The sequence below is a fragment of the Streptomyces sp. SudanB52_2052 genome (assembly GCF_964272415.1).
In the GTDB taxonomy this organism is placed as follows: Bacteria; Actinomycetota; Actinomycetes; order Streptomycetales; family Streptomycetaceae; genus Streptomyces; species Streptomyces olindensis.
Window position 1 is genome coordinate 8,726,134 of sequence record NZ_OZ186796.1, and the last position, 25,829, is coordinate 8,751,962.

Below are 25,829 nucleotides of genomic sequence, written 5' to 3' on the forward strand. Positions count from 1 at the left end.
CGCTCCATGCCCGAAGTCCTCAAAGCCCCCCTCGTCGTCGAGTTCCCCTTCACCCGCTCCCTCGGACCCGTCCAGAGCGCCTTCCTGACGGGCCTGCGCGAACGCGTCGTCCTCGGCGTGCGCACCGGCGACGGCCGCGTCCTCGTCCCGCCCGTCGAGTACGACCCCGTCACCGCCGAGGAGATCCGCGACCTGGTCGAGGTCGCCCCCACCGGCACGGTCACCACCTGGGCCTGGAACCACGCCCCCCGCCGCGGCCAGCCCCTCACCACGCCCTTCGCCTGGGCCCTGGTCCGCCTCGACGGCGCCGACACCGCCCTCCTGCACGCCCTCGACGCCCCCGGCCCCGACGCCGTGCGCACCGGCATGCGCGTCCGCGTCCGCTGGGCGGCGGAACGCACCGGCGCCATCACGGACATCGCCTGCTTCGAGCCGTACGACGGAGCCCGGCGCGAACCGTCCGGGCACACCGGCGTGTTCGAGGACCCGGTCACCGGCATCGTCGCCGCCGCCCGCCTCGACTACACCTACTCACCCGGCCGCGCCCAGACCGCCTACATCGACGCCCTCTCCGGCCGCCGCACCGTCGGCGAACGCTGCCCAGCCTGCCGCAAGGTGTACGTCCCGCCGAGGGGTGCGTGCCCCACATGTGGGGTGGCCACATCCGACCAGGTCGAGGTCGGGCCGCGCGGCACCGTCACCACGTTCTGCATCGTCAACATCAAGGCGAAGAACCTCGACATCGAGGTGCCGTACGTCTACGCCCACATCGCCCTCGACGGCGCCGACCTCCCGCTGCACGGCCGGATCGGCGGCATCCCGTACGACGAGGTCCGCATGGGGCTGCGCGTCGAACCCGTATGGACCGAAGGCGCCCGCTACCCCGACCACTACCGGCCCACGGGCGAACCCGACGCGGACTACGACACCTACAAGGAGCTGCTGTGACGAGCGCACCGAGGGGCCGCGAGATCGCCGTCGTCGCCTTCGCCCAGACCGATCACCGGCGCGCCCGGGACGAGCTCTCCGAGGTGGAGATGCTCATGCCGGTGCTGCACGAGGTCCTCGACCGGACCGGCCTGAAGACCGCCGACATCGACTTCACCTGCTCCGGCTCCAGCGACTACCTCGCCGGCCGCGCCTTCTCCTTCACCCTCGCCCTCGACGGCGTCGGGGCCTGGCCGCCGATCTCCGAGTCGCACGTCGAGATGGACGGCGCCTGGGCCCTGTACGAGGCCTGGACCAAACTCCTGACCGGCGACGCCGACACCGCCCTCGTCTACGCCTACGGCAAGTCCTCGCCCGGCTCGGTCCGCGACGTCCTCACCCGCCAGCTCGACCCGTACTACGTGGCACCCCTGTGGCCCGACTCCGTGGCCCTCGCCGCCCTCCAGGCGCAGGCCCTCATCGACGCCGGTGACACCGACGAACCGGCGCTCGCCGCCGTCGCCGCCCGCAACCGCGAGGCGGCGGCCGCCAACCCCCACGCCCAGCTGCGAGGGGTCGTGCCGCAGGGCGACCACCTCGTGCGGCCCCTGCGCACGGGCGACTGCCCGCCCATCGGCGACGGGGCCGCCGCCGTGATCCTCGCTGCGGGCGACCGGGCCCGGGAGCTGTGCGCACGCCCCGCCTGGATCCGCGGCATCGACCACCGCACGGAGGCCCACGGTCTCGGCGTGCGCGACCTGACCGACTCGCCCTCCACCCGCCTGGCCGCCGAGCGGGCCGGCGCCTTCGACCGGCCCGTCGACACCGCCGAGCTGCACGCGCCCTTCACCGCCCAGGAGATCGTCCTGCGCAAGGCGCTCCGCCTCGGCGACGACGTGACCGTCAACCCCTCCGGTGGCGCCCTCGCCGCCAATCCGATCATGGCCGCCGGCCTCATCCGCGTCGGCGAGGCCGCCGCCCGCGTCCACCGCGGTGTGTCCGACCGCGCCCTCGCCCACGCCACGTCCGGCCCCTGCCTCCAGCAGAACCTGGTCGCCGTCCTCGAAGGGGAGCCCCGATGAGCAAGGAGCCCGTCGCCGTCGTCGGCATCGGCCAGACCAAGCACGTCGCGGCCCGCCGGGACGTCTCGATCGCGGGACTGGTCCGCGAAGCGGCCCGCCGGGCCCTGGACGACGCCGCGCTGACGTGGGCCGACATCGACGCCGTCGTGATCGGCAAGGCGCCCGACTTCTTCGAGGGCGTCATGATGCCGGAGCTCTACCTCGCCGACGCCCTCGGCGCCGTCGGCAAACCCATGCTCCGCGTGCACACCGCGGGCTCCGTCGGCGGATCCACCGCGCTCGTCGCCGCGAACCTCGTCGCCGCCGGCGTCCACGGCACCGTCCTCACCCTCGCCTTCGAGAAACAGTCCGAGTCGAACGCCATGTGGGGCCTGTCCCTGCCCATCCCCTTCCAGCAGCCCCTGCTCGCCGGGGCCGGCGGGTTCTTCGCCCCGCACATCCGCGCCTACATGCGGCGCAGCGGCGCACCCGAGACGATCGGCGCCCTCGTCGCCTACAAGGACCGCCGCAACGCCCTGAAGAACCCCTACGCCCACCTGCACGAGCACGACATCACCCTGGAGAAGGTGATGGCCTCGCCCATGCTGTGGGACCCCGTCCGCTACTCGGAGACCTGTCCTTCCTCCGACGGCGCCTGCGCCATGATCCTCACCGACCGGACCGGGGCCGCCCGGGCACCGCGCCCGCCCGCCTGGATGCTCGGCGGCGCCATGCGCAGCGAACCCACCCTCTTCGCGGGCAAGGACTTCGTCTCCCCGCTGGCCGGCCGGGACTGCGCGGCCGACGTCTACCGGCAGGCCGGGATCACCGACCCCCGCCGCGAGATCGACGGCGCCGAGATCTACGTGCCGTTCTCCTGGTACGAGCCCATGTGGCTGGAGAACCTCGGCTTCGCCGACGAGGGCGAGGGCTGGAAGCTCACCGAGGCGGGCGTCACCGAGCTGGACGGGGACCTGCCCGTCAACATGTCGGGCGGTGTGCTGTCCACCAACCCCATCGGCGCCTCCGGCATGATCCGCTTCGCCGAGGCGGCGCTCCAGGTGCGGGGACAGGCCGGAGAACACCAGGTGGAGGGCGCCCGCAGGGTTCTCGGACACGCCTACGGCGGCGGATCGCAGTTCTTCTCCATGTGGCTCGTGGGAGACCGGCCCCCGGACTCGTGAAAGGTCCCCCTCACGTGCCCTGTTGGCCATGGGACGCGATCGCTAGGCTGGCCGCGGACGACGCAATCGGGAGGAGCACGGACGTGGCCGAGACCACCACCCAGCAGCGCCCGCTCACGGGCTGGGACAAGCCGGACCTGGACCTCACCAACGCACAGTGGCAGTCCAGCAGCCGTGGCCTGGGGGATGTGCAGATCGCCTTCGTGGAAGGCTTCATCGCCATGCGGAACAGTGGCCGCCCCGAGAGCCCTTCCCTGATCTTCACGCCCGCCGAGTGGGGCGCGTTCGTCTCGGGAGCGCGGGAAGGGGAGTTCGATCTCACCTGAGAGGTTCGACGTCGGCCGCGTCGGTCGATCTCACCCGAGCCGGCGGTGAACCATCCCGGGCGGCCGTGATCCGACGGCCGATCCGGGGGTGTTCCGCCCGCATTTCCGGACACGCGACCAGAGGCACCGCCCGGGGACCGGCACCTGAGCCAGGCTGGCCCCGGGAGACAACGGTCGTGTCCCGAAGGTGAGGACCCATGAGCACCCTGCCGGTCGTCGTGGCGGTCGACGGTTCGGACGACAGCCTGCGCGCCCTGGAGTGGGCCGTCGACGCCGCTCGCCGACGCTCGGCGCCCCTGCGCGTGGCGCACGTCCGCCAGTACGCCCACTGGGCACAGCCCGAGTTCCTCGCCGCCGGGCCGGCGGACCCGCAGGACGACCCCGTCCTCGAGCGGGTCCGCGCCCACCTGGAGGGCCGCGCCGGGCTGCCGGCCACCGAGTACCTCGGCCTGGAGGGCGCGACCTCCGCGCTGCTGCCCGAACTGGGCGCCACCGCCCAGCTGCTGGTCCTCGGCTCCCGGGGCCGCGGCGGCTTCGCCGGTCTGCTGCTCGGCTCGAACAGCATGACCGCCGCCCGCGACGCCGAGTGCCCCGTCGTCGTGGTGCCCCGGCCCGGACGCGAGGTCCACGGCGAGGCACCGGCCGGTCCCGGCCCGCGGGTGGTCGTCGGCCTGAAGGTGGACGGGCCCGACGAGGCCACCCTCGAGTTCGCCTTCGCCGAGGCCGCCCGGCGCGGCGCCCGGCTCCAGGCGATCGCCGCCTATCCCTGGCCCGCGCAGCCCTGGATGCTGCCCGGGGAACTGCCGCCGCCGATCGTCGACCAGGACGTGATCGCGGACGAGGCCCGGGTCCTCGCCGAGGGCTTCCTCGCCCCGCACCGCGAACGGCACCCCGACGTGCCGACCGAGCCGGTCCCGGCCCCGGGCGACGCGGCCGGACACCTCGTGGCGGCCTCCCGGGGCGCCGACCTCGTCGTCGTGGGCCGCCACCGGCGGCACCTGCTGGCCCCCGCCCGCATGATGGGCTCGGTCACCCACGCCGTCCTGCTGCACTCGGCGGCCCCCGTCGCCGTGGTCCCGCCCGCGCCGCCGGAGGACTGACCCCGCGGTGCGCGATCCGGGTCGGCCTATCATCGGCCCCATGCGGGAACCGATGAGCAGGGACGCCCGGCTCGCCCTGGACCTGGCCCTCACCATCCGGCACGACGGGAGCGGCGGCGTCACCGACGACCTGACCGAACCGGCCGACCTGACCGCCTGGGTCCGGGCCCACCCCGAGGTCCTGCCGGACACCGGCCGCTTCACCGCGAGCCCCGAGCAGCTCGCCGCCGTCCGCGAGCTACGGGCCGCCGTCCGCGCGCTCTTCGCCCGTGCCGTGCGCCCCGGCGCACCGAGCCCCGCCGACGCGGCCCGCCTGCTGCCTGTGCCGGAGGCCGTACGCCTCCTGAACGAGGCGGCCGCCCGCACCCCCACCGTGCCCGTCCTGGACTGGCCCGACGAGGCCGCCCCCGTCGCGCACCGGCGGCCCGTCCGCCCCGACGACGAACTCACCTCGTCCCTCGCGCACGCCGTGATCGCCTTCCTCGCGAGCCCGGAACGCGAGCGGCTGCGGGCCTGCCACGCACCGCGCTGCGTGCGGTACTTCCTCAAGGAGCACGCGCGCCAGGAGTGGTGCAAGCCGTCCTGCGGCAACCGCGCCCGGGTGGCCCGCCACCACCAGCGCCACAAGGCGACGGCCTAGCCCGTACCGGTACCGCCCGGGCCCGCCCCGCCCACGGTGCCGGTGGTGATCCGGCCCGACCGGTACGCCGCCCGCCCGGCACTTCGCAGGCCCGGGCACGTACCATGGCGACATGTCGTTCCTCCGCCGCCGCAGCGCCACTCCCGCCGGGCCCGACTTCGACGTACTGGCCATGGACCCGGGCGACTGGCCCGGCAACCTCGGTGCGGGCCTGCTGCCCGCCCCCGACGGCACCTGCCAGGGCGTCTTCCTGCGCTACGACCTGTTCGGCGGCCGCGGTCCCGCCATGATCATCGGCAATCTGCCGGAGGGCTCCCCAGCCCGCGAGGTCCCCGAGGGCGAGGTCCCCTTCGAGGTGGCCCAGCTGCTCCTGGCGCTGGAGAACGACGAGGAGGTCACCGTCGTCGGCACCGAGGACGTCCCGGTGATGCAGGGCGACAACCTCCTGATCGTGCGGCGCGTCAAGCTGTCCGAGGGCCGTATCTCCTGCGTCCAGTTCGACCGCAGCGACAACGTCCTGGTGACCATCGCCGCCTGGGACCGCCCCATCACGGACGACCTGTACGCCCTCCTCAAGCCCCTGCCCGCGGAGCTCTTCCAGCAGGGCTGAGCCCGGCGGCGGCCAGCACACGAAAGGGCCGCTGTGCGCCTGGTCAGGCGCACAGCGGCCGCTTCGTCCCCGTCAGCGAGTGCCGACCGCCGCGCGCACGGCCCGCCGGGCCAGCTGGCAGTCGTCGTGCAGCCGCCGCAGCAGCAGCCGCTGTTCCTCGCCGGACGGCGCAGCACCAGGGTGGGCCGTGCCCGATGCCGCCGGGGTCGCGTCGTGCATCGAACGCTGCACGGCCGTCTCATACGTCCGGATCTCACGCGTCAGCACCAGCATCAGGTTCACCAGGAAGGCATCCCTGGACGCCGGGCCCGCCGACTGCGCGATCTGGCTGATCTGGCGACGAGCCACCGGTGCGTCCCCGAGCACCGACCACAGCGTCGCCAGGTCGTAACCCGGCAGGTACCAGCCCGCGTGCTCCCAGTCCACCAGCACTGGACCGGCCGGTGACAGGAGGATGTTCGACAGCAGTGCGTCGCCGTGGCAGAACTGGCCCATGCCCTGCCGCCCGGCTGCCTGGGCGATGCCGTGCAGCAGCTTCTGCAGGTCGCCCAGGTCCCGGTCGGTGAGCAGTCCCAGCTCGTGGTACCGCGAGATCCGGGCCGCGTAGTCCAGCGGGGCGTCGAACGTGCCCGCCGGGGGCCGCCAGGCGTTCAGCCGGCAGATCGCGCCGAGCGCCGCCCGGATGTCGGCCCGGGGCGGTGCCTCGGCCGGATGCCGCTGGAGGGCCGCCACCCGCCCGGGCATCCGCTCGATCACCAGGGTGCAGTTGTCCGGGTCCGCCGCGATCAGTCTCGGCACGCGCACCGGAGGGCGGTGCCGGACGAACGAGCGGTACGCCGCTATCTCGTGGCGGATCCGCTCGGACCAGGCGGGGGAGTGGTCCAGTAAACACTTGGCGACGGCCGAGCTGCGACCGGTCGTACCGACCAGCAGCACGGACCGGCCGCTGCGGCGCAGGACCTGCACCGGGGAGAACTCCGGGCAGATGCGGTGCACCGACGCGATGGCCGTGCGCAGCTGCGCGCCCTGGGGGCCGGACAAGTCGAGTCTCCCGCTGAGCGGTTGCGCGCCGAGCACCGCGCCGCGCCGGGCCCTGCCCGCTCCGAGCACGGGGGCCGCCGGCCGCGCGGGGGCGAGGTAGGGGCCGCTGTCCGTGGGACGCGGGTGGAGCGACCGGGGCGGTGCGGACACGGAGGACGATGCTGCGTACATGGGCGAGACAGATCCCTTCGTGTGCCTGCGACGACAGCGCACCACCCGGCCCGGACGCCCGGGATCACCCTGGGGAATGTCCCTGGGGCGACCGGGTCGGGGTGGCGCGTTCCTACCTGACACCGGATGCCCGGTGGCACACCATCTGGCGCACCCTGGCGAACCCTGGCGAATAGTCGCCCGGCAAGTCTCCCCGGGCTACTGTCAACTCAGCCGAGAACCTGGGGGCTTGACGTGAGCGGACAACCCAACACCCGGCTCGCGGACCTGTTCGGCCTGGCCGGCTGGTCCAAGGGCGAACTCGCGAGGCTGGTCAACCGGCAGGCGGCGGCCATGGGCCATCCCCAGCTGTCGACCGACACCTCCCGGGTGCGGCGGTGGATCGACATGGGAGAGATCCCGCGCGATCCGGTGCCGCGGGTGCTGGCGGCTCTGTTCACCGAGCGTCTCGGCCGTGTCGTGACCATCGAGGACCTCGGTCTGGTCCGGCACGGGCGTGCGGGGAAACGGCAGGGCGTCGGGAGCCCGGAGGCTCCCGACGGTGTGCCGTGGGCGCCCGAGCGGACCGCCGCGGTCCTCACCGAATTCACGGGAATGGACCTCATGCTCAACCGACGCGGCTTGGTGGGCGCGGGCGCCGCGCTCGCCGCGGGATCCGCACTCAGCAGCGCCATGTACGACTGGCTGCACACCGACCCTGTCCTGACGGCCGACGCCCCCGACCTCGACCATCCCCTGCACGCCGACCCCGCTGGGTTCGACCGCTACGAGGCCGCCCCCATCGGGTCGCAGGAGATCGAGGAACTGGAGCGCTCGGTCGAGGTGTTCCGCGCCTGGGACGCGGCCCGCGGCGGCGGGCTCCAGCGCAAGGCCGTGGTGGGCCAGCTCAACGAGGTGGGCGGCATGCTCGCCTACCGTCACCCACCCCACCTCCAGCGGCGCCTGTGGGGCGTCGCCGCCAACCTGGCCGTCCTCGCGGGCTGGATGTCGCACGACGTCGGCCTGGAGCCCACGGCCCAGAAGTACTTCGTCATCGCCGCGCACGCGGCCAGAGAGGGCGGGGACCGGCCCCGCGCGGGTGAGGCGCTCTCCCGCGCGGCCCGCCAGATGGTGCACCTGGGCCGGCCGGACGACGCCCTGGACCTGATGAAGCTCGCCACGTCCGGCTCGGGCGAGGAGGTGCTGCCCCGCACCCGGGCGATGCTCTACACCATCGAGGCCTGGGCACAGGCCTCCATGGGCAAGGGCCAGGCCATGCGCCGCACGCTCGGGCAGGCGGAGGACCTCTTCGTCTCCGACAAGGCGGACGTCCCCCCGCCGGACTGGATGCAGACCTTCAAGGAGGAGGACCTCTACGGCATGCAGGCCCTGGCCTACCGCACGCTCGCCGAGTTCGAGCCGGGGGCGGCCGCGCACGCCCAGCACTACGCGGAGAAGGCGCTCGCCCTGCGGGTCGACGGGCGGCAGCGCTCGAAGATCTTCGACTACCTGTCGATGGCCTCGGCCTGCTTCATCGCCGACGACCCCGAACAGGCCGACCGCTACGCCCGCCTGGCCCTGGTGTCGATGGGCTCGAACTCCTCCCACCGCACCTGGGACCGGCTGCGCCAGATGTACCGGCTCACCGCCGAGTACGCCGGATACCCGAGGATCCAGGAGCTGCGGGAGGAGATCAAGCTCGCCCTGCCGAAGACGAAGGGCAGGGGCGGCAACAGCGCACGGGCCTGATGTTCCTATGACGTGACCTTGACGGCGAGCAGACAGGCGTTGTCCTCGCGCTCGCCGGCGCCGAACTCCTCGACGACCGTCCGTACGCAGTCCTCCGCGGTGCGGTCGCCGGTGAGGCGTGGGGCCAGGTCGAGGAGGAGGTTCGCGGCCGCCGTTCCCGTGTGCCCGGGCACCAGCCCGTCGGTGTGCAGGAGCAGCAGGTCGCCCACCTGGAGGGTTTCCTCGGCCTGCCCGTAGCCCGGCCCCGAGGTGGCGCCCAGCAGGACGCCGTCCGGTGCGCTCAGCGCGCGCCCCGTCCCGTCGCGGAACAGCAGCGGGGCGGGGTGTCCGGCCTGCGCCCACACCAGGGTGCGGGTGCCGGGCCGGTAGCGGCAGCAGATGGCGCTGCCGAGGGCGGGTTGCACGGTGGCGTCGAGTAACTGGTTCAGCCAGGCCATCAGTTGTCCGGGCTGCGCGCCGGCCATCGCCATGCCGCGTACGGCACCGAGCAGCATGGTCATGTTCGATGTGACGCCGACCCCCTGCCCGGTGAGGTCGCCGACGCTGAGGAGTGTCTCGCCGCCGGTCAGTTCGAGCGCGTCGTACCAGTCGCCGCCGATGAGGGTGGTCGTGGACGCCTGCAGGCGCCGGGCCGCGAGGTCCAGGGTCCGCGGGCCCCGGTGCGGGAGCCGCAGGGAGCCGCGCCATGGCGGCAGCACGGCCTCCTGCAGCTCGACCGCGAGCCGGTGCTCGGTCCGCGCGGCCTCCCGCTGGTGGTGCAGCGAGTCACGGGTCTCGCTCACCACCCGCTGGCTGCGGCGCAGTTCACTGACGTCGCGCAGCACGGCCCACATCGAGGCGGTGCTGCCGTCGGTGTCGAGCACCGGTTCGCCCATCATGTGCACGGTCCGGACGTCACCGTCCCGGCGTGCGATGCGGAACTCGCCGTCGATGGGCCGGGCGTCGACGAGGCAGTTCGTGACCATCGCCGTCAGCTTCGGCCGGTCCTCGTCGAGCACCAGGGACGGCAGCTCGTCGAGGGTGAGCGGGGGAGCGGCGGGGTCGCGGCCGAGGATCCGGTAGAGCTCCCCGGACCAACTGGCCTCGTCCGTCAGCAGGTTCCATTCGGCGCTGCCGACCCGGCTGAGCAGCGAGCCCTGCGGGGGCGTGGCCGGGTCCGGCGTCGGCGCCGTGGGCAGAGGGCCGTCCCGCAGCTGGGCCAGATGCTCGTCGAGGTCGTTGAGCTGGTGCAGGGCCAGGTCGCAGAGGGCGCGTTGCCAGCGTCCCCGCGGGTGGTCCGGTCCGTCGTCCTCCTCGGCGCCCCGGCGCACGGCGTCCACGTCGCCCTTGAGCCGCCGCGTCTGCGATATGAGCGCGTCGACCGAGCCGCGTCCGGGCGGCTGGGCGGCTGGGCGGTCCGCGGAGAGGTGGGACGGCATGACGCACTCCGATGCGGGGACGGTACGGCCAAGGCGGACGGAGGGACCGGTTACGACTGTGGCACAGCCCGCGACGCCCTGTAAGGGATTTGGCACCACACGATACGGTGGTGCTTCTGGCATATGCCACAGTCTCACGGAGTTACTCCGAGGTAGGTGCGAGACGTGTCCCCCGGGGGCTCAAGTCGTAGATTACACAGGGTATTTGACGCCCTGTCGGGATGCCGACGTCGACTCCCGCGCATGTTCGACGACCCTGTGTTCGATGCCTGGGTCAGTACCTCAGGACCCCGGCGATACCGTCCGCCTCACCGAGGGTGCCGTCGGGTACGAAGCGCACGTCGGCTCCCGTCTCCAGGCACTGCTCGACGATCTCGTCCACGATGTCCTCGCGGGAGTCGAGGTCGCCGCTCCCGGCGAGGACCAGATGGTCCCCGGCGTCCTGCACCGTCACGCGGTAGTTCTCCTCGACGGCCAGCAGCCGGACGCGACCGTCCCGGGCGCTCTGCCACAGCTCGTCGACCCCGGCGGCGAACGCCCGTCGCCCCCGGGCCGTTTCGAGCGCGCGGGTCACGGCGTCCGTGCTGCTGCGGGCCTCCTCCTCGAGCACCGGACGCAGGGCCTGCCACACCGCCTCGGGGGTTCCGTGCGCGAGTCCGCCGTGCGGGACGTGCACCGCGCCCTTGGCGGCGCTGCCGACCTCGTCCAGCAGGGAGAGGGCGGCCGGCTCGCCGGTGACGTACAGCCGCCGCGGGTGGTCGCGCAGGACGGCGCCCAGCGCGGTGTCGGTCTCGCGCAGGAACTGCCGGGTGCGTTCCTCGCGGAACGCGCTCGGCTGGTCCCCGACCCGCTGCTGCCGTTCCGGGTCGAAGTTCTCCACGCGCCGGGTCAGCGGGAAACCGCAGAGGCGGGCCTCGGTGACGCGGTCGACGCCGCCGTTCCAGAGCGTGACGCGGTCGGCGGCGAGCGACAGCACCCAGAACGGCCGCTCGGCCGTCTGCGCGGAGACGAGGTTGCGGGTGAGGAAGGTGTCCGAGAGCACCACGCGTTCGGGCACCGGCCGGGCCAGCGACCACACCTGGTGCTCGCCCGGGGCGGCGAAGAGCACCAGGCCGTCCTCGGCGTGCGTCAGATCGACCTCGGAGAGGGCGCGGTCGAGGTGCCGGCAGACCTCGGCGCGTCGCTCGCGGCTGACGGCCGGATCCGCCTCCAGCTGCCTCTTGGCCTCGGCCACCACGTTGCGGAGCCGGACCTGGTCCTGGGCGTTGTCGGGTTCGCGCCGGTGCGTCGGCGTCAGCACGGAGACCGCGGGGTAGGGGCGCGGGCGCCGCAGTTCGGCAAGGGTCGCGGGACTCAGAACGTGCTCCATGACAGCACGATAGAGCGGATTCACCTTTAGGGCATTTGGGGCAATCGACCTGACGGCCCGGGTGCTCGTGGGTGCCTTCGCGGGTGCAGGCTGGGGGGAGGAGGTGGCTGCCGATGGCGCGCCTGGTGGTGGACGGCGGGGAGGTCGTGGTCCGGCTCGCGCCACGGGAGGCGCTGCCGGCCCGGCGCCGCGAGGTGCGGGTGCGGTCCGCGGACGTGCGGGAGGTGCGCGTCGAGCCGGAATGGTGGCGGGCCCTGCGCGGCACGCCGCTCGGCGGACGCTGCCGCCCCGGCCGGTGGTGCGTCGGGGAGCGGCTCCATGCCCTGGGCCGCGATTTCGTCGCCGTCCGGGCGGGGGTGCCCGTAGTGGTCCTGGATCTGCGGCGGCCGGTGCCGTTCACCCGCCTCGCCGTCTCCGTCCCGGACGCCGAACAGGTCGCCGACCTCCTCCGGCGGCGCGTGCGGGCCTGAGGGCGGGGGCGCCGCCGCGGAAGTTGGGGAAGTCTTTGCCGCTGGCCGAAACGCGACCAGGGGCGCCCCGTGGCTGAGTGGCTCATCGAATATTGCGCGCCGGAGTCGGACGCTGTCACACGCTCGAAATATAGATGGCCTCTACAGCTGATTTGCGCGAAGTCCTTCGACGGGCGCGAGAAGAGCCTGCTCCGGGAAGCCACCGCGGACCTGATCCCCCGGTCCGTGAAAGGACCTCCTCGCCCGGCCGGACCACCCGGTCTTCGACCTCGTCGACCCCGGACGGCTCCGGCAGGCCGCACACCGCGACACACCCGTGAGCAGCCAGGCGGCGCGGCGCGGCCTCGAACGGCCCTCGACCTGGCGACGTGGTTCGACGTCCACGCCCCCGAGGTCTCACTCGGCTGAGAGCACGGGCCGCTGCCGCACCGGCTCACTCGCTGTCGTGGTCCGAGCCGCAGGAACTGCCGTCCGGCGGGAGCGTGCCGTACAGCAGGAAGGCGTCGACCTTGCGGTGCACACACGGGGAGGAGCCGTAGCCGGTGTGGCCCTCGCCCCGGTTGTCGAGCACCACGGCCGACGACCCGAGCCGCTCGGCCGTCTCCATCGTCCACCGGTACGGCGTGGCGGGGTCGCCCCGGGTGCCGACGAGCAGCATCCTCGGCGTGTCGACGTTCTTGACCTCGTCGCGGATGAAGTCGGTGCCCCTGGGGCGGCCGTAGCACATCAGGACCTGGGTGAGCCGGTAGCGGCCGAAGACCGGTGACGCGTGCTCGTAGCGGGCCCGCAGCCGGCCGAGCTCCCGGCCGACCTGCGCGGCGGCGGGGCGGTCGGGGTCGTCCGCGCAGTTGACCGCCATCAGGGCCGCCGGCAGGTTGTCCAGGGGCACGTCCTCCGGGTCGGTGAGACCGGCGTGCGGGGCCCGCAGCGGCGGGTGGAGGAAGCCGCCGGACAGGAAGGCCTCCAGTCCGCGCGTGTCCCCGTCCTCGAGGAGCTGCGCGATGGCCCGCTGCAGCGAGGGCCACAGCTCCCGGCTGTACAGCCCCTGCGCCAGTGCGCCCGCGAAGTCCTGACCCGAGAACTCCTCACCGAAGTCCGTCGGCACCGGTTCCTCGTCGAGCGACTCGACCACCTGTACGACGTGTTCTCCCGCCTCGCGGGGGTTCCGGCCGAACGGGCAGGCGATGTCCTCCGTGCACCAGGTGAGGAAGTTCTCCAGCGCGGTCTGCTGTCCCTGCGCGCTCACCACACCCTGTTCGGCCAGCGGCTCGGTCAGCGTGTCGACGCCGTCCAGCACCATCCTGCCGACCTTGCCGGGGAACTGCGCCGCGTACACCGCGCCGAGCCGGCTTCCGTAGGAGAAGCCCAGGTAGTTGAGCTTGTCGTCACCGAGCGCGTCCCGCATGACGTCCAGGTCGCGGGCGGCGTTCACGGTGCCGATGTGGGGCAGGACGGGGCCCGAGTGCTCGGCGCACTCGGCCGCCGCGTCGCGCAGCGTGCCGAGCACGGCCTGCGGGTCGGCCGCGTCGGCGTTGCCGTCGGTCGCGTCCAGGGCGTCGCCGGAGGCGTTGCCGCAGCTGACCGGTGAGGAGCGGCCGACGCCGCGGGGGTCGAAGGAGACCACGTCATAGCCGTCCGTCAGGCCCATGAAGTCCTTGCCGCCCATGGCGAGTTGGGCCACGCCCTGGCCGCCCGGGCCACCGAAGTTCAGCAGCACCGAGCCCCGGGACTTGCCCGTGGCCCGGTAGCGGGCCACGGCGAGATCGAGGGTGCCCTTCTCCGGCCGGGAGTAGTCGAGTGGCACGGTTACCTTGCCGCACTGCAGGTCCTTCGGCATCTCCGCGCCCGCGCAGGCCGACCAGCGGACCTTCTGGTCGTAGAAGCGCGTCAGGCCGGGCGGGGGGTCGTCGGCGGCCGGCAGCCCCGTACCCAGCAGGGCCAGCCCGGCCGTGCCGGTGACCGCGCAGCGCCGGAGCGAGGGGTGCGTGGACAGCTTGGCCAGCATCGATGCCTCCCAGGGCGCCCCACGGCGCCCTCGCCCACGATAAGCGGGCCCTGGAAGCCGCGCCTCCGGGCGAGCGGGGCCGGGCGGGGTGTCTTATCCTGCGCCGCCGCAACGCCGCATACGAAGGGCTTTACCGCTAGTTCGACAACCGGGCCGCTCGATGGAGTGAAAGGGCGATAAGCCATAACTCGGACCGGGTGCCGCGCGTTTTGTCTCGTGCGGGTGAGTGCCCGCGACGATGTCTGGAAGGCAGGGAACCTATGAGACGGGTTACCCGAAACGGTGTGATCGCCGTCGCCGCCGCCTCGGGCGCGATGGCCCTGACCGTCCCCGCGCACGCCGGTTCCGGGGCGGACGGCTCCGCGGCCGGTTCGCCCGGGGTGGTCTCCGGCAACACCGTCCAGCTGCCGGTGCACGTCCCGGTGAACGTGTGCGGGAACACCGTGAGCGTGGTGGGGCTCCTGAACCCCGCCGCGGGCAACAGCTGTGCGAACAAGAGCGGGCCCGCGGACCGGCCCGGCAAGTCCGGCGGCGCGGCCGCCGAGGGCAGCGGAAAGGATTCGCGGGGCGTGGTCTCCGGAAACGGCGTCCAGCTGCCGGTCGACCTGCCGGTCAACGTCACCGGCAACTCGGTGAACGTGGTCGGCATCGGCAACGCGTCGACGGGCAACGAGTCCTCGAACACCCCCGGCGAACGCCCGGTCCGACCCCACCACCCACCGGAGCCGGCCCCGAAGCCGTCCACCCCACCGAGGGCCCACCCCGCACCGGAGCCGGCCGCCCCGCACACCCCGCGGCAGGCCCAGGGCGCCCTCGCCCACACGGGCACCGACCACACCCTCCCGGCCGTCGCGGTGAGCGCGGCGCTCCTGGCCGGGGGAGTGGTCCTGCGCCGCCGGTTCCGCCCGGGGGCGGACGGCTGAACGGCCACCCGGCACGGTCCGCGGCGGGCGGTCGCGCACCCGGTGTCCTCAGAGCGCCTCCGCGACCCCCGTGAGCAGCACCATCCCCGAGTCGCCGTAGTCCGGCAGGGTCGGGTCGGTGTCGATGTGGGTGACGTCCAGGTCCCGGGTCAGCGGGGTGAAGACCTCGGTGACCGTCGACGGGTTCACCGGGCAGCCGGGCCAGCGGGAGGCCGGGCCGATGCGGTAGGTCGGCATGTTCTCCATGAACGCGGCGACCAGGTGGCCGCCCGGCGCGACCGCGCGGACGAAGGTGCGGCAGAAGTCGGCGAACTCGGCGAAGTCCTCCGTGGCGCCCTCGGCGACGAAGTGCATGGAGCCGAGTCCGTACGTGCCCGGCCGCAGCGTCCGCACATCGGCGTGGACGACGTTCACCGGGGCCAGCGCCCCGGCCAGGGTCGCGGGCACGGCGGGGTTGAGCCGCCGGCACAGCGCGTGGAAGGGGAGCCAGCTCGCGTCGGGGCGGTGACAGATCTGCTCCTGGAGGTAGGCGACGTTGCTCGACCCCGCCTCCACCGCGTCGATCCTGCGGCTCACGGCGGACGCGAGGATGAGCGGGTAGAGGTTGGGGCCCGCCCCGAACTCCACCGAGCGGTCGATGCTCCCGGGCGGCAGGCGCCGGTAGTAGGCGGAGTGGTGCGCGATGATCGCCGCGTCCGAGGGATGCACCTCGCGGTAGTTCTCCGCGAGGTAGTCGGCGACCGGCCAGCGGTCCCAGTCCACGTCGTCGTTGTGCGTCGTCATGGCCGTCTAGTCCTTCAGCCGCAGCGGGAAACGTTCGGACAGCCGGGTCAGCGTGCCGTTCAGGTGGTCGATGTCGTCGTCCGAGTTGAGAGCGGTGAGCTGGATGCGGAAGCCCACCCGGTCGCGCGGGACGAGGGGGTAGGCGGCCAGCGTCACGTAGATGCCCTCCTCCCACAGGAACGCGGCGACCGCGTCCAGGTCCGCGGGGTTCACCAGCGGCACCTCCACGATGGGCAGCCGGTCCGTGTTGAGGGTGCTCACCCCCAGCTCGTCCAATTGGTCGAGCACCCGCACCGTCTTGCGGTACAGGTCGGCCCGGATGGGGTCGCCCCGGCGCTCGTTGACGTCCAGCCCGGCCAGCGCGGTGGCCAGGGACGCCGTCGGGGACGGCCCCGAGTACAGGTAGGGAGCGGCCGCGGTCTTCAGCCGGTTCTTGAGCTCCGGCGGCAGCGCCAGGAACGCCAGCAGCGACGAGTACGCCTTGGAGAAGCCGCCGACGAGCACGATCCCGTCGTACGACTCCCCAGTGTGCCGCACCACGCAGTTGCCGCGCATGCCGTACGGGCACGGCTCGCCCGGCGCGCGTTCCCCGATCACGCCGAAGCCGTGCGAGTCGTCGACGTACAGCGTCGCGCCCTCGGCGCGGCACACCGCCGCCAGCGCGGGCAGGTCGGGGATGTTGCCGCTCATGCTGTTGACGCCGTCCAGACAGACCAGCCGGGGCGTACCGGGCGGCACCCGGCGCAGCAGGGCCCGCAGTTCGTCGAGGCGGTCGCCGTGGAAGCGGTGCAGGGCGGCACCCCGCGCACGGGCCACCACGCAGCCGTCGTAGACGGTCCGGTGGGCGGTCGCCTCGACGAACACGTGCCCGTCCTCGGCGAGCGCCGGGATCACCGAGGCGTGCACCAACGTCAGCGTGGGCAGCAGCAGCGTGTCCGGCGCGCCCAGCAGCGCGGCCAGCCGCTCCTCGATGTCCGGGTACAGCCGCGGACTGCCCAGCAGGCGCGACCAGCTGGGGTGCGTGCCCCACTGGCGCACCGCGGGATCGACCGCGTCCATGACCTCCGGGTCCCAGTCGAGCCCGAGGTAGTTGCACGACGCGAAGTCGATCAGCCAGTGGTCGCCGCTGCGGATGTGCCGGCCGCGCACCTCGTCCAGGACCGCGTCGCTCATGGGACTCGTGCGCCGCAGGTGCTCCAGGTCCGCCCAGCGTGCCTCCCGGCGTCCCCGGGCGGCGTTCACGCGTGGGCGTCGCGTACGGGGCGGCGCGAAGGGGCGGGTGCTCGGCTCCCGCAGCACGTGGGCGCTCTGCTCCACCGTCAGGGGCCGGGCGAACAGGTAGCCCTGCCCGAACCGGCACCCCATCCCCGCCAGCAGGTCCCGCTGCGCGGGGTCCTCGATGCCCTCCGCGATGACCTGCAGACCCAGGGTGTCGGCGATGCGCACGATGCCCTCGACCAGGGCGACCTGCTGGGCGTCGCGCGCGATGTCGTCGATGAAGGACTTGTCGATCTTCAGCACGTCGATGGGGAAGTCCCGCAGATAGCGCAGCGAGGAGAAGCCGGTGCCGAAGTCGTCGACCGCGATGTGCACCCCGAGTTCCTTGAGCGTGTGCAGCACCGTCTGGAGCCGGTCGTCCCGGTGCAGCAGCACCGTCTCCGTCAGCTCCAGCTGCAGCGACCCGGGCTCCAGCCCCGGCGTGCTGAGCGCCTGGCCGACCTGCTCGACGAACCCCGCGTCGCGGAACTGGCGGGCGGAGACGTTCACGCTCACGTACGGGGGATGGGAAGGCCCCGGCAGCCGTTGCAGGGCCGCGATGTCGCTGACCGCGTTCTCCAGCACCCACGACCCCAGCGGGCCGATGTGCCCGGTCTCCTCGGCCAGGCCGATGAGCTGGTCCGGCGTGACGGGCGGCCGCTCCTCGGTCGGCCAGCGGACCAGCGCCTCGAACCCCACGACCTCCCCCGCCGCGATGTCCACGACGGGCTGGTAATGCAGCGCGAACGCCTTGTCGGCGACCGCCCGGGCCAGCTGCGACTGCAGATCGTGCCGCTCGACCATGCGGCTGCGCAGCAGCGGCCGGAAACGGCGCCACTGCCGCTTGCCCGCCGCCTTCGCCGCGTAGAGCGCGAGGTCGGCGTGGCCCAGCAGCTCCTCCGCGTCCGTGCTGTCGCGCGCGGTGGCCACGCCCACGCTGGCGGACACCGTCACCGACTCGTCGTCCAGGTCGAACGGCCGACCCAGCGTCTGGATCACCTGGGCCGCCAGCAGCTCGGCGTCGAGGGGCTGCTTGGCGTCCTCCATCAGCACCGCGAACTCGTCGCCGCCGAGCCGGGCCGCGGTGTCGGTGCGCCGCAGGGTCCGGGACAGCCGGTTGCCGACGGCGATCAGCAGATGGTCGCCCGCCCGGTGCCCCATCGTGTCGTTGACCAGTTTGAAGTCGTCGAGGTCGATGAAGAGCAGACAGGTCAGGGAGGACTCGCGGCGACCGCGCAGCAGGGCGCGTTCGATCCGCTCCAGCAGCAGCGTCCGGTTGGGCAGACCGGTCAGCGAGTCGTGGAAGGCCCGCTGGGTCAGCTCCTGTTCCAGCCGCCGCTGCTCGGTCACGTCCCGCAGGGTCACCACCAGTCCGGACACGGTCCGCTCGTCCCGGAAGTCGCTGAACCGCACCTCCACCTCGACGCGCCCGTCGCCGCGCCGCACCCACCAGTGGTCGTGCCCCGCCGGTGAGCCCCGCTCCCGTACGGCGGTCAGCTCCCGGGTGGCCCGCTCCCGGTCCCCGGGGTCGACCAGCTCCGGCAGGGATACGCCGACGAGATCGTCGGTGCCGAACACGGACCGCGCGGACGGGCTGGCGTACCGGATGGTGTCGTCGTCCTCCAGGATCAGGATGACGTCGGAGGCGTTGCGGACCAGGGTGCGGAAGTAGGCCTCCTTCTCCCTGCGGACCACTTCCTTCCGCAGCTTGACCCGCTCCATGGCCAGGCCCGCGTGCGACGCCAGGATCTCCATGGAGCCCCAGGTCTCGTTGAGCTGCCGTTCCGGGCCGGCGACCAGGAGGACGCCCGGGATCGCTCCGGCCGGGCGGTCCGGCTGGGTCATGGGGCACACCAGGACGGACGGCAGGGCGTCCAGCTCGGCGCCGACGCTGTCGTCGAGGGCGGCCGGGCTGACCAGGCGGGTGCCGCGCGCGCCGAGGTCCGCGACCCGCTCCGACGGCAGCAGCACCGTCCGGTGCGGGACGTCCGGCCCGAGCAGCCGGTCGACCGCCGTACGGCAGGACGCGTCGACCTCCTCCTGCCGGAAGGCCGAGACCAGCGAGGCGGCGGCCCCGCGCAGGGCCAGCTCCCGGGTCACGGCGTGCCGATGGGCCACCACCATCCCGGCCAGCCGGAGGATCACCAGCAGGAACAGCACCCCGGAGAAGGCCGCGATCACGGCGGCGTCCCGGGTCTGCTTGCTCAAGCCCTCGTACAGCAGGATCCCCGGCGCGATGAGCGTGGCCACGGCCAGCATGACCAGCCGGCGCGGCGGCGGGAGCAGGGACGCGCGCTGCGGCACGGAGGCGGTCAGTTCGACCATCGAGGGGTGCAGGGCGGCCAGGCCCCAGGCGGTGTAGAAGGCGATCCACCCGGTGTCGAGCAGGGTGCCCGTCTGCCACAGGCCGTTCAGTTGCAGGATCCCGTAGGCGATGTCGAAGCCGAGCAGCGTCACGGTGCCGACGACCAGCAGACCCACGGCACGGTTGTGGCCGGTGACCGGGCTCGGGGTCAGCAGCCGGGCCAGCAGGGCCAGCACGAGGACGTCGCCGAGGTGGTAGGCGATGCTGATCGCGCGCTGCTGCCAGGTCATCCCCTCCGCCACCGTCAGCGGCTGCACCAGGTACACCCACACGGGCAGCGCGAGGCCCGCCGTGACGATCAGCGCGTCGAGCAGGCTCGGCAGATCGCGGTCGGCCCAGCGGTGGCGCACCAGTCCGGACAGGCCGATCGCGAAGAGCGGATAGGTGGCGAGGTAGCAGGCGTCGGCGGGGGAGGGGAACGGATTGGAGGCGTCGAAGTACTCCTCCATCACGTTGTGGTAGGTGTCTCCCGTGATGAAGGTGAGCAGCCCGCCGGCCAGGAACCACCAGGGCCACTGGTGGGCGGGCCGGTGCAGGCGAACGCCGACCAGTACCGCGGTGACTCCGGCCAGCCCGATGACGGCCCACAGCGCGGGAGCCACCACCGGGATGGTCATGTACACGATTGTGACGGCCGTGACCAGGGCGATGTAGGCGGCCATCAGCCGCCGCGCCGGCAGCGAGGACATGCGCCTCCCCCCGTCGGGGAGACCGGGGTGTACACCTGGTCCTGTTGAATTCGATAGTAAGTTCGCCCGGGTGGCCCTGCATCTCGGGGACCGGTCACGGAGCCCGGGGGAGCGGACCCGGCCCTCGCGGCTCGGGTGTCAGCCGCGTCCCTGATGGAACCGGACGTGCAACTCCCGTACACTCTCCGTGAGTTCGGGTGCCGGGCCGTCCACGACTACACCGGGTGCGACCTCGTGGACGGGGAGTGTCCGGACCGGTGGCGCGGGGACCTGCAACTCGCTCAGCCAGGATGAGAGTTGCTCGGAGGAGGCGACGTAGACGATGCGTCCCAGGCCGACCCAGGCGTGCGCGGCCGCGCACATCGGGCAGTGCTCGCCGGAGGTGTAGACGGTGGCGGCCACCCGCTCCTCGGGTGAGAGGCGGGCCGCCGACCAGCGCGCCAGTTCGAACTCGGGGTGCCGGGTGCGATCGCCAGAGGCCACCCGGTTGTGGTCCTCGGCGAGGACCGTGCCGTCCCCGCCGACCAGGACCGATCCGAACGGCTCGTCCCCGGCCTGCAGCGCCTCGGCGGCGAGTTCCACGCAGCGGCGCAGGTACGGCAGGTCCGTGTCCTTCACGACCATGGTGTGGCCCTTCCCCGTGATGATGTGATCAACAGGACCTTATGGCGTCGGCCCACATGGGGAAAGGAACGGTGGGGGACGCGATGGGGTGTTGCCGTACCGGAAAAGGCGTTGCCGCATGGGCCGGCCGGTGCTGGAGTGCACCCATGGACCACGTCGATCACGCCGCGCTGCTCGCCCTGTTCGACCGGGACCTGCGGGAGGGGGCCCGGCCGGACGGCCCCGACGCCCGCGTCGAGCGAACCGGCGGCGTCGTGCGCCAGGTCGCCGATGCGCAGGGCTGGAACGGCGTCCTGTGGTCCGCCCTGGACGAGGCCGGAGCGGAGGCGGCGATCGCCGAGCAGATCCGCGCCTACACCGGGCTCGGCCTGGACTTCGAGTGGAAGCTGTACGGACACGACCGGCCCGCGGACCTCGGGCAGCGGCTGCGCGCGGCGGGTTTCACGCCCGGGCCGCAGGAGACGCTGATGATCGGCGAGGCCGGAGGTCCGGTCCTCGACGCCGAACCGCCCAAGGGCGTCCGCGTCCTGCCGGTCACCGACGCGCCGGGCGTGGATCTCGTCGCCGAGGTCCACGAGCAGGCCTTCGGCGCGGACAGCACCTGGCTGCGGCGCCGACTGCGCGCGCAGTTGGCGACGGACCCGGACACCGTCGTCGCCGTCGTGGCGATGGCCGGGGACGAGCCGGTGAGCGCGGCCCGGATGGAACTCGTGCCGGGCACGCGGTTCGCCGGCCTGTGGGGCGGCGGCACCGTCGAGGGCTGGCGCGGCCGCGGCATCTACCGCGCCCTGGTCGCCCACCGCGCCCGCGTCGCCGCGGCCCGCGGCTACCGCTACCTCCAGGTCGACGCCTCCGACCAGAGCCGACCCATCCTGGAACGCCTCGGCTTCATGCCGCTGACGACGACGACGCCGTACGTCTACGAGCCGGGACGGGCCGCGGCGCGGTCATGACCGGCCCGACACGCCCGACGCACCGACGCGCCCGCGCGGCCGGCCGGCCGCGCGGGCGGGTTGTGTCGTGCGTACGGTTGTGTCGCGCCGTACGTCGGTACGTCGTCAGCGGCGTGCCTTCGAGCGGTCCAGTGCGGTCACGCCGAGCGCGGCGAGACCGATCTGGATGAGCCACTCGACCCAGTCGACGCCCTTGGTGTCGGCCACGCCGAACGCGGCGGCGAGCGCGGAGCCGATCAGCGCGGCAATGATGCCGACGACGATCGTCCACAGGATGCCGATCCGCTGACGGCCCGGGACCACGAGTCGGCCCAGGACGCCGATGACGATGCCGATCACGATGGCACTGATGATGCCGTCGATCTCCATCTCCGCCCCTTCTCCTCAGGACCCCCGCTGTAGTGCGTGTGCCCCATGCCGGCCGGGACACTCCGGCTCTGCGGCTCTGCGGCTCTGCGGCTCTGCGGCGCGCGCCGCTCGCGACCGGGTGCGGGTGTGAAAGGGCCGGCCCGGGGTGCGGACCGGCCTTCGGTTCTCCTCCGGCGGGGCTACGGCCTCGGGGAGGCCTTCGCCGCCGTGCCGGCGCACACCAGCCCCAGGATCACGGCCAGTGCGCCGATGATGATGTTGTTCCACACGACGCCGGCGTCCGGGCTGTCGCCGACGATCCACGGCGAGATGATCATCCACACCCCGAGGGCGCACATGGCCCAGCTCAGGCCGTACATGCGCTCCGGAGCGCGAGTGAACCCGAGCGCCAGCAGGCCGATCGCGACGCCCATGATCAGGTTGTGGGTCACGAGCGGCGGCTGGCTGATCGTGTAGTGGACTATCCACGGGGAGGCGGCGCAGTACAGACCGAGCAGGAACACCGGTCCGTCCACGAGCGCCACATCACGGCCACCGAGCACCCGGGCGTAACGGGTCCGCATTTCGGAGGCATCAGGATGGCTGGTTATGTCACCTCTTGTGGGCGAGACGTTGGCCATGAGTCGTCTCCTTCGTCTTGCAGGGCGACCGCGTATGCGGTAAACGCCGCGTAAGCCTCATTCTGCACTTATTTACCCTTTATGTGTAGAGGTCGGGGCGGTGTGCTGGTTCGTCCCGCGGTACATGTCCGGGCGGATCGGGGGCAACCGGATGGGTACGACAACGACCGATCGACGCCGCCCGGCAGGCGGCTCGGGACAGGGGAGGGCAGCGGGCATGTCAGCGGCCATGAGTGCGAAGGTGTTGGAGCGGTTCCCGGCGGGAGCTCCGCGCGGATCGTGGCCGGCGGAGGAGTACGCGGCCCGCCGCCGCGCCGAGGGCGAGCCCGCCACCGTCGTGATGGATCTGGAGTCGGACGCCTTCCTCGTCGTGGTTCCGTCCGACGAGGACTGAACCGGCCGCACGGGCCGTCCGGGAAACCGTTGCCGTCCAGGCCCCTCATGCTCGAAATCCGTGGTCCGGGATACGAGATGAGCCGCGATTTCCTTGACGGCCCTCGTTCCGCGCTGACGCGATCCACGGCATGACCATGCGACTGGACCTCACGCGGCGACGCCACGTCGACCTCGCACGCGTCTCCAGCGCTTCCTGTCGCAGCGCAGCCTGAGCCCGCAGCGCAGCCTGAGCCCGTCGGCTCGCCGCTTCCCGCACCGCCGTATCCGCCTTCGGCAGCATCCTGCCGAGCCCGCGCCCTGTCGAGCCGTGGCCCGTCCGGGGTCAGTGGTGGCGATTCCTGCGGTGAAGGCCTGCGGCGCGGCTCCAAGCGACAGGCCCTGGAGCCGCTCCGAGCTCAACGATCAACCTCCCGGCCCGAGTTCGGCGTCATCCGCACCAAGGGGCAACCCGGCCCCTTGGTGAACGGGAGGCACAGACCCCATGAAGCAGCGGGCCGCACGGACCGTCTCGTACGCACTGGCAGTGGCGTTGTCGACCGGGGCCGTGGCCGTCGCCCCCTCCGCACACGCGGCGCCGCCGGAGCACGGCCATGAGGCGACCCGGGCCGCCCTGCGTGATCTGGTCGAGAAGGGCGGCCTGCCCGGAGTGGCCGCCAAGGTCCGCGACCGTGAGGGGAGTTGGTTCGCGCAGGCCGGACACGCGGACACCGCCACCGGCCGCGAGCGCTCCCCGGGCGACCACTTCCGCGGCGCCAGCATCACCAAGACGTTCATCGCCACCGTCCTGCTCCAGCTGGAGGCGGAGCGGAGACTGAGCCTGGACGACACGGTCGAGCGCCGGCTGCCCGGCCTGGTGCGGGGCAACGGCTACGACGCGGACCGCATCACGCTGCGCCACCTCCTGAACCACACCAGCGGCATCGCCAACTACACCGACGACCCCGCGTTCCTCCACGACGCCGCCGGTCCCGGATTCCCCGAGCACCGGTACGACACCCACACGCCCGAGGACCTCGTCGCGGTCGCGCTGAAGCACCCGCCCGTCAACGAGCCGGGGACGGCACCCGCGTACTCCAACACCAACTACGTGATCGCCGGGATGGTCATCGAGAAGGCGACGGGCCGCTCCTACGCGCAGGAGATCACCCGGCGCATCGTCCGCCCGCTGAAGTTGCGCGGGACCTCGTTCCCCGGTACGTCACCCCACCTGCCGAAGCCGCACCCCGTCGGCTACTCGCGGCTTCACCAGGACGCCCCGGACGCCCCCGTCCACGACGCCACCGAACAGAACATGACCTGGCTGGGCGCGGCCGGTGACGTCATCTCCACCGGGGGCGACCTCAACCGCTTCCAAAGGGCGCTGATCAAGGGCGAGTTGCTGCCCCGGAAGCAGCTGAAGGAGATGCTCGACGAGGTCCCGACGGGGGACGGGCTCGGGTTCGGACTCGGCGTCGAGTTCGCGACGCTGTCCTGCGGTGTGAAGGTGGTGGGCAAGACCGGGCGGACCAACGGCTCCCTGTCCGCCATGGTCGGCACCCGGGACGGCGAGCACCAGCTGACCTTCAACATCAACGGGGACTGGCTGCCGGACCCGTCGCTCTACACCGACGTGATCGAGGCGGAGTTCTGCGGCGAGGTTCCCTCCCGGACCGGCGATCCGGCCCTGCCCCGGACCGGCGATCCGGCCCTGCCCCGGCTCGGTTAGCCGGACGCCAGCGAGCCGAGGTGCGTCCGGCGCGCCTCGGCCGTCTGGCCCTGCACCAGCAGGAACATCCCCTCGCGCGCCAGCCGCTGCGCCCGGCTGCCCAGGTCCATGGACCGGCCGCCCCCGGCCACGATGGCCGCGGTCGTGGCCGCGCGCAGCACGTCGTACGCCCGGGTCTTCACCGCCAGCCGATCCGGGACGCACGCGTGCGGGACGGGGTGGTCGGCCAGCGCGTAGGCCTCCCGCCGGACCTCGTCGAGCCGGGCCCGCAGCGACCGCGCCGTCTCCTCGCCGTCCGGGGCCCGCGCCACCAGGTGCAGCGCCGCGGACGCCACCCCGAACACGGCCGGACTGGCGTTGGCGGCCCTGGGCAGGTCGACCAGGGCGAACTCCTCCTGAGAGGTGCGCAGCACGACGGACTCCTCCGGCACCCACAGGCCGTCCAGCTCCAGGGAGACGGTACGGGCGGCGGTGAGCGCCGCGAGCCGCATCGGCGCCGACGCGGACAGCCCCGACTGCTCCCGGGCCCCGGCGACGACGAAGACCACCTCTGCGGTGTCCGTCACCCCGGCCAGCAGCATCACGTCGTTCAGACCCCAGCCCGTGTACCAGGGGACCGTGCCCTCGAAGCGCCAGCCGCCCCGCTCGGGCACGGCCCGCACCGGGACCCGGGGAAAGGCCCGGACGTGCGCGAACGCGATGCCGGCCAACAGCTCTCCGGTCGCCAGCGGACGCAGCAGCTGCTCCCGGACGGGCGAGTCGTATGTGGCGAGCAGTTTCACCGGCGTGTGGTGCTGTGTCTGCACGAACCATGTGGAGCAGCACGCCCCGGCGAGGATCTCCGCGGTCTCCCGCGCCACCGCCACGGGCGCGTCCGCCCCGCCGTACTCCTTCGGCCCCACCACCCCGAGCAGCCCCGCCCGCTTCACCGCCTCGACATGGCTCGCGGGCACACCCTCCTGGTCGACGCGCTCGGCGTGCGGGACGAGGAGGTCGTGCGCCAGTCGCCGGGCGCGGGTGACGAGAGGATGGGGTGTGGTGGTCATGGGGGAATTCTCCCGGTCGGCCGGCGCGGGGTGTCGATCCGGGGGTGTG

Annotated in this window: 24 protein-coding genes and 1 pseudogene; 15 read left to right on the forward strand and 10 right to left on the reverse strand. The window is 72.9% G+C overall.

Annotated features, from left to right (window positions below; translation table 11 throughout):
* The first annotated feature begins 6 nt into the window (after positions 1 to 6).
* The 7 genes from ACSUPV_RS39230 (at position 7) to ACSUPV_RS39260 (ending at position 5,848) form a co-directional block, all read left to right on the forward strand.
* Positions 7 to 948 carry a Zn-ribbon domain-containing OB-fold protein gene (locus tag ACSUPV_RS39230; protein ID WP_031118610.1) on the forward strand — a complete coding sequence of 314 codons (942 nt, stop codon included), beginning with the start codon at positions 7 to 9 and terminating at the stop codon, positions 946 to 948.
* Positions 945 to 2,009 (forward strand): thiolase domain-containing protein, encoded by a 1,065-nt coding sequence (locus tag ACSUPV_RS39235; RefSeq protein WP_037758184.1) that lies wholly within the window; start codon positions 945 to 947, stop codon positions 2,007 to 2,009. Before ACSUPV_RS39230 ends, ACSUPV_RS39235 begins: the two co-directional genes overlap by 4 nt.
* Entirely contained in the window at positions 2,006 to 3,172 is a 1,167-nt protein-coding gene (locus tag ACSUPV_RS39240; RefSeq protein WP_359788454.1) for a thiolase domain-containing protein, read from the forward strand. Before ACSUPV_RS39235 ends, ACSUPV_RS39240 begins: the two co-directional genes overlap by 4 nt.
* Before the next feature lie 83 nt (positions 3,173 to 3,255).
* Positions 3,256 to 3,498, forward strand: a complete 243-nt coding sequence (locus ACSUPV_RS39245) for a DUF397 domain-containing protein (protein ID WP_031118613.1) — start codon at positions 3,256 to 3,258, stop codon at positions 3,496 to 3,498.
* Positions 3,499 to 3,695: 197 nt separating this feature from the next.
* Positions 3,696 to 4,598 (forward strand): universal stress protein, encoded by a 903-nt coding sequence (locus ACSUPV_RS39250; RefSeq protein WP_359788456.1) that lies wholly within the window; start codon positions 3,696 to 3,698, stop codon positions 4,596 to 4,598.
* Positions 4,599 to 4,638: 40 nt separating this feature from the next.
* Complete coding sequence (locus tag ACSUPV_RS39255) at positions 4,639 to 5,238, forward strand: CGNR zinc finger domain-containing protein (protein WP_031118615.1); 600 nt, start codon at positions 4,639 to 4,641, stop codon at positions 5,236 to 5,238.
* A 112-nt stretch (positions 5,239 to 5,350) separates the two neighbouring features.
* A complete protein-coding gene (locus ACSUPV_RS39260; RefSeq protein WP_031118618.1) occupies positions 5,351 to 5,848 on the forward strand; it encodes a hypothetical protein in 498 nt (165 codons plus the stop codon).
* Positions 5,849 to 5,920: 72 nt separating this feature from the next.
* On the opposite strand, the gene ACSUPV_RS39265 is transcribed toward ACSUPV_RS39260, so the two are convergent.
* The gene (locus ACSUPV_RS39265; RefSeq protein ID WP_037758187.1) at positions 5,921 to 7,060 is read right to left on the reverse strand and encodes an aminoglycoside phosphotransferase family protein; all 1,140 of its coding nucleotides are present in this window, start codon (positions 7,058 to 7,060) and stop codon (positions 5,921 to 5,923) included.
* A gap of 234 nt (positions 7,061 to 7,294) precedes the next feature.
* Here ACSUPV_RS39265 and ACSUPV_RS39270 point away from each other — a divergent pair, with 234 nt between their 5' ends.
* Complete coding sequence (locus ACSUPV_RS39270) at positions 7,295 to 8,788, forward strand: DNA-binding protein NsdB (protein ID WP_031118621.1); 1,494 nt, start codon at positions 7,295 to 7,297, stop codon at positions 8,786 to 8,788.
* 5 nt (positions 8,789 to 8,793) lie between these two features.
* On the opposite strand, the gene ACSUPV_RS39275 is transcribed toward ACSUPV_RS39270, so the two are convergent.
* Together ACSUPV_RS39275 and ACSUPV_RS39280 are read right to left on the reverse strand one after the other, a co-directional pair.
* Positions 8,794 to 10,206, reverse strand: coding sequence for a PP2C family protein-serine/threonine phosphatase (locus ACSUPV_RS39275; RefSeq protein WP_436949672.1), 1,413 nt, complete (start codon positions 10,204 to 10,206; stop codon positions 8,794 to 8,796).
* 274 nt (positions 10,207 to 10,480) lie between these two features.
* On the reverse strand, positions 10,481 to 11,575 hold the full coding sequence (locus ACSUPV_RS39280) for a baeRF3 domain-containing protein (RefSeq protein ID WP_382616130.1): 1,095 nt from the start codon (positions 11,573 to 11,575) through the stop codon (positions 10,481 to 10,483).
* Between the two features lie 113 nt (positions 11,576 to 11,688).
* Here ACSUPV_RS39280 and ACSUPV_RS39285 point away from each other — a divergent pair, with 113 nt between their 5' ends.
* Positions 11,689 to 12,045: a hypothetical protein gene (locus ACSUPV_RS39285; RefSeq protein WP_031118625.1), complete on the forward strand. Its 357-nt coding sequence runs from the start codon at positions 11,689 to 11,691 to the stop codon at positions 12,043 to 12,045.
* A gap of 159 nt (positions 12,046 to 12,204) precedes the next feature.
* Positions 12,205 to 12,453: pseudogene (locus ACSUPV_RS39290) on the forward strand (asparagine synthase (glutamine-hydrolyzing)); the annotation flags it as partial.
* Between the two features lie 25 nt (positions 12,454 to 12,478).
* Here the strand turns inward: ACSUPV_RS39290 and ACSUPV_RS39295 are convergent.
* Positions 12,479 to 14,050, reverse strand: coding sequence for an alpha/beta hydrolase (locus tag ACSUPV_RS39295; protein WP_359788465.1), 1,572 nt, complete (start codon positions 14,048 to 14,050; stop codon positions 12,479 to 12,481).
* A gap of 260 nt (positions 14,051 to 14,310) precedes the next feature.
* Between ACSUPV_RS39295 and ACSUPV_RS39300 the strand changes: the two genes are divergently transcribed.
* On the forward strand, positions 14,311 to 14,973 hold the full coding sequence (locus tag ACSUPV_RS39300; RefSeq protein ID WP_359788468.1) for a chaplin: 663 nt from the start codon (positions 14,311 to 14,313) through the stop codon (positions 14,971 to 14,973).
* A gap of 48 nt (positions 14,974 to 15,021) precedes the next feature.
* On the opposite strand, the gene ACSUPV_RS39305 is transcribed toward ACSUPV_RS39300, so the two are convergent.
* The 3 genes from ACSUPV_RS39305 to ACSUPV_RS39315 form a co-directional block, all read right to left on the reverse strand.
* Positions 15,022 to 15,756, reverse strand: coding sequence for a class I SAM-dependent methyltransferase (locus ACSUPV_RS39305; protein WP_436949673.1), 735 nt, complete (start codon positions 15,754 to 15,756; stop codon positions 15,022 to 15,024).
* A gap of 6 nt (positions 15,757 to 15,762) precedes the next feature.
* A complete protein-coding gene (locus ACSUPV_RS39310; protein ID WP_436949674.1) occupies positions 15,763 to 20,067 on the reverse strand; it encodes an aminotransferase class I/II-fold pyridoxal phosphate-dependent enzyme in 4,305 nt (1,434 codons plus the stop codon).
* A 138-nt stretch (positions 20,068 to 20,205) separates the two neighbouring features.
* Positions 20,206 to 20,691 carry a nucleoside deaminase gene (locus tag ACSUPV_RS39315; protein ID WP_037758201.1) on the reverse strand — a complete coding sequence of 162 codons (486 nt, stop codon included), beginning with the start codon at positions 20,689 to 20,691 and terminating at the stop codon, positions 20,206 to 20,208.
* Positions 20,692 to 20,837: 146 nt separating this feature from the next.
* Between ACSUPV_RS39315 and ACSUPV_RS39320 the strand changes: the two genes are divergently transcribed.
* Positions 20,838 to 21,644 carry a GNAT family N-acetyltransferase gene (locus ACSUPV_RS39320; RefSeq protein ID WP_436949675.1) on the forward strand — a complete coding sequence of 269 codons (807 nt, stop codon included), beginning with the start codon at positions 20,838 to 20,840 and terminating at the stop codon, positions 21,642 to 21,644.
* Between the two features lie 105 nt (positions 21,645 to 21,749).
* On the opposite strand, the gene ACSUPV_RS39325 is transcribed toward ACSUPV_RS39320, so the two are convergent.
* Together ACSUPV_RS39325 and ACSUPV_RS39330 are read right to left on the reverse strand one after the other, a co-directional pair.
* Positions 21,750 to 22,013, reverse strand: a complete 264-nt coding sequence (locus ACSUPV_RS39325; RefSeq protein WP_031118633.1) for a GlsB/YeaQ/YmgE family stress response membrane protein — start codon at positions 22,011 to 22,013, stop codon at positions 21,750 to 21,752.
* 179 nt (positions 22,014 to 22,192) lie between these two features.
* Positions 22,193 to 22,633, reverse strand: a complete 441-nt coding sequence (locus ACSUPV_RS39330) for an SPW repeat protein (RefSeq protein WP_436949676.1) — start codon at positions 22,631 to 22,633, stop codon at positions 22,193 to 22,195.
* A 217-nt stretch (positions 22,634 to 22,850) separates the two neighbouring features.
* Here ACSUPV_RS39330 and ACSUPV_RS39335 point away from each other — a divergent pair, with 217 nt between their 5' ends.
* The 3 genes from ACSUPV_RS39335 (at position 22,851) to ACSUPV_RS39345 (ending at position 24,734) form a co-directional block, all read left to right on the forward strand.
* Positions 22,851 to 23,027 (forward strand): hypothetical protein, encoded by a 177-nt coding sequence (locus ACSUPV_RS39335; protein ID WP_359788476.1) that lies wholly within the window; start codon positions 22,851 to 22,853, stop codon positions 23,025 to 23,027.
* A 136-nt stretch (positions 23,028 to 23,163) separates the two neighbouring features.
* Complete coding sequence (locus tag ACSUPV_RS39340) at positions 23,164 to 23,241, forward strand: putative leader peptide (protein ID WP_352234107.1); 78 nt, start codon at positions 23,164 to 23,166, stop codon at positions 23,239 to 23,241.
* 269 nt (positions 23,242 to 23,510) lie between these two features.
* The gene (locus ACSUPV_RS39345; RefSeq protein ID WP_382616140.1) at positions 23,511 to 24,734 is read left to right on the forward strand and encodes a serine hydrolase domain-containing protein; all 1,224 of its coding nucleotides are present in this window, start codon (positions 23,511 to 23,513) and stop codon (positions 24,732 to 24,734) included.
* Here ACSUPV_RS39345 and ACSUPV_RS39350 read toward each other — a convergent pair.
* Positions 24,731 to 25,780 (reverse strand): acyl-CoA dehydrogenase family protein, encoded by a 1,050-nt coding sequence (locus tag ACSUPV_RS39350; RefSeq protein ID WP_031118636.1) that lies wholly within the window; start codon positions 25,778 to 25,780, stop codon positions 24,731 to 24,733. The two genes, ACSUPV_RS39345 and ACSUPV_RS39350, sit on opposite strands and share 4 nt — an antisense overlap.
* Positions 25,781 to 25,829: the final 49 nt, after the last annotated feature.

Excerpts from the sequence above, each read along its gene's own strand:
- ACSUPV_RS39230 (WP_031118610.1), top strand. The coding sequence starts at position 7 with ATGCCCGAAGTCCTCAAAGCCCCCCTCGTCGTCGAGTTCCCCTTCACC.
- ACSUPV_RS39240 (WP_359788454.1), top strand. The coding sequence starts at position 2,006 with ATGAGCAAGGAGCCCGTCGCCGTCGTCGGCATCGGCCAGACCAAGCAC.
- ACSUPV_RS39250 (WP_359788456.1), top strand. The coding sequence starts at position 3,696 with ATGAGCACCCTGCCGGTCGTCGTGGCGGTCGACGGTTCGGACGACAGC.
- ACSUPV_RS39255 (WP_031118615.1), top strand. The coding sequence starts at position 4,639 with ATGCGGGAACCGATGAGCAGGGACGCCCGGCTCGCCCTGGACCTGGCC.
- ACSUPV_RS39260 (WP_031118618.1), top strand. The coding sequence starts at position 5,351 with ATGTCGTTCCTCCGCCGCCGCAGCGCCACTCCCGCCGGGCCCGACTTC.
- ACSUPV_RS39265 (WP_037758187.1), bottom strand. The coding sequence starts at position 7,060 with ATGTACGCAGCATCGTCCTCCGTGTCCGCACCGCCCCGGTCGCTCCAC.
- ACSUPV_RS39275 (WP_436949672.1), bottom strand. The coding sequence starts at position 10,206 with ATGCCGTCCCACCTCTCCGCGGACCGCCCAGCCGCCCAGCCGCCCGGA.
- ACSUPV_RS39280 (WP_382616130.1), bottom strand. The coding sequence starts at position 11,575 with ATGGAGCACGTTCTGAGTCCCGCGACCCTTGCCGAACTGCGGCGCCCG.
- ACSUPV_RS39285 (WP_031118625.1), top strand. The coding sequence starts at position 11,689 with ATGGCGCGCCTGGTGGTGGACGGCGGGGAGGTCGTGGTCCGGCTCGCG.
- ACSUPV_RS39295 (WP_359788465.1), bottom strand. The coding sequence starts at position 14,050 with ATGCTGGCCAAGCTGTCCACGCACCCCTCGCTCCGGCGCTGCGCGGTC.
- ACSUPV_RS39300 (WP_359788468.1), top strand. The coding sequence starts at position 14,311 with ATGAGACGGGTTACCCGAAACGGTGTGATCGCCGTCGCCGCCGCCTCG.
- ACSUPV_RS39305 (WP_436949673.1), bottom strand. The coding sequence starts at position 15,756 with ATGACGACGCACAACGACGACGTGGACTGGGACCGCTGGCCGGTCGCC.
- ACSUPV_RS39310 (WP_436949674.1), bottom strand. The coding sequence starts at position 20,067 with ATGTCCTCGCTGCCGGCGCGGCGGCTGATGGCCGCCTACATCGCCCTG.
- ACSUPV_RS39315 (WP_037758201.1), bottom strand. The coding sequence starts at position 20,691 with ATGGTCGTGAAGGACACGGACCTGCCGTACCTGCGCCGCTGCGTGGAA.
- ACSUPV_RS39320 (WP_436949675.1), top strand. The coding sequence starts at position 20,838 with ATGGACCACGTCGATCACGCCGCGCTGCTCGCCCTGTTCGACCGGGAC.
- ACSUPV_RS39325 (WP_031118633.1), bottom strand. The coding sequence starts at position 22,013 with ATGGAGATCGACGGCATCATCAGTGCCATCGTGATCGGCATCGTCATC.
- ACSUPV_RS39330 (WP_436949676.1), bottom strand. The coding sequence starts at position 22,633 with ATGGCCAACGTCTCGCCCACAAGAGGTGACATAACCAGCCATCCTGAT.
- ACSUPV_RS39335 (WP_359788476.1), top strand. The coding sequence starts at position 22,851 with ATGTCAGCGGCCATGAGTGCGAAGGTGTTGGAGCGGTTCCCGGCGGGA.
- ACSUPV_RS39340 (WP_352234107.1), top strand. The coding sequence starts at position 23,164 with ATGCGACTGGACCTCACGCGGCGACGCCACGTCGACCTCGCACGCGTC.
- ACSUPV_RS39345 (WP_382616140.1), top strand. The coding sequence starts at position 23,511 with ATGAAGCAGCGGGCCGCACGGACCGTCTCGTACGCACTGGCAGTGGCG.
- ACSUPV_RS39350 (WP_031118636.1), bottom strand. The coding sequence starts at position 25,780 with ATGACCACCACACCCCATCCTCTCGTCACCCGCGCCCGGCGACTGGCG.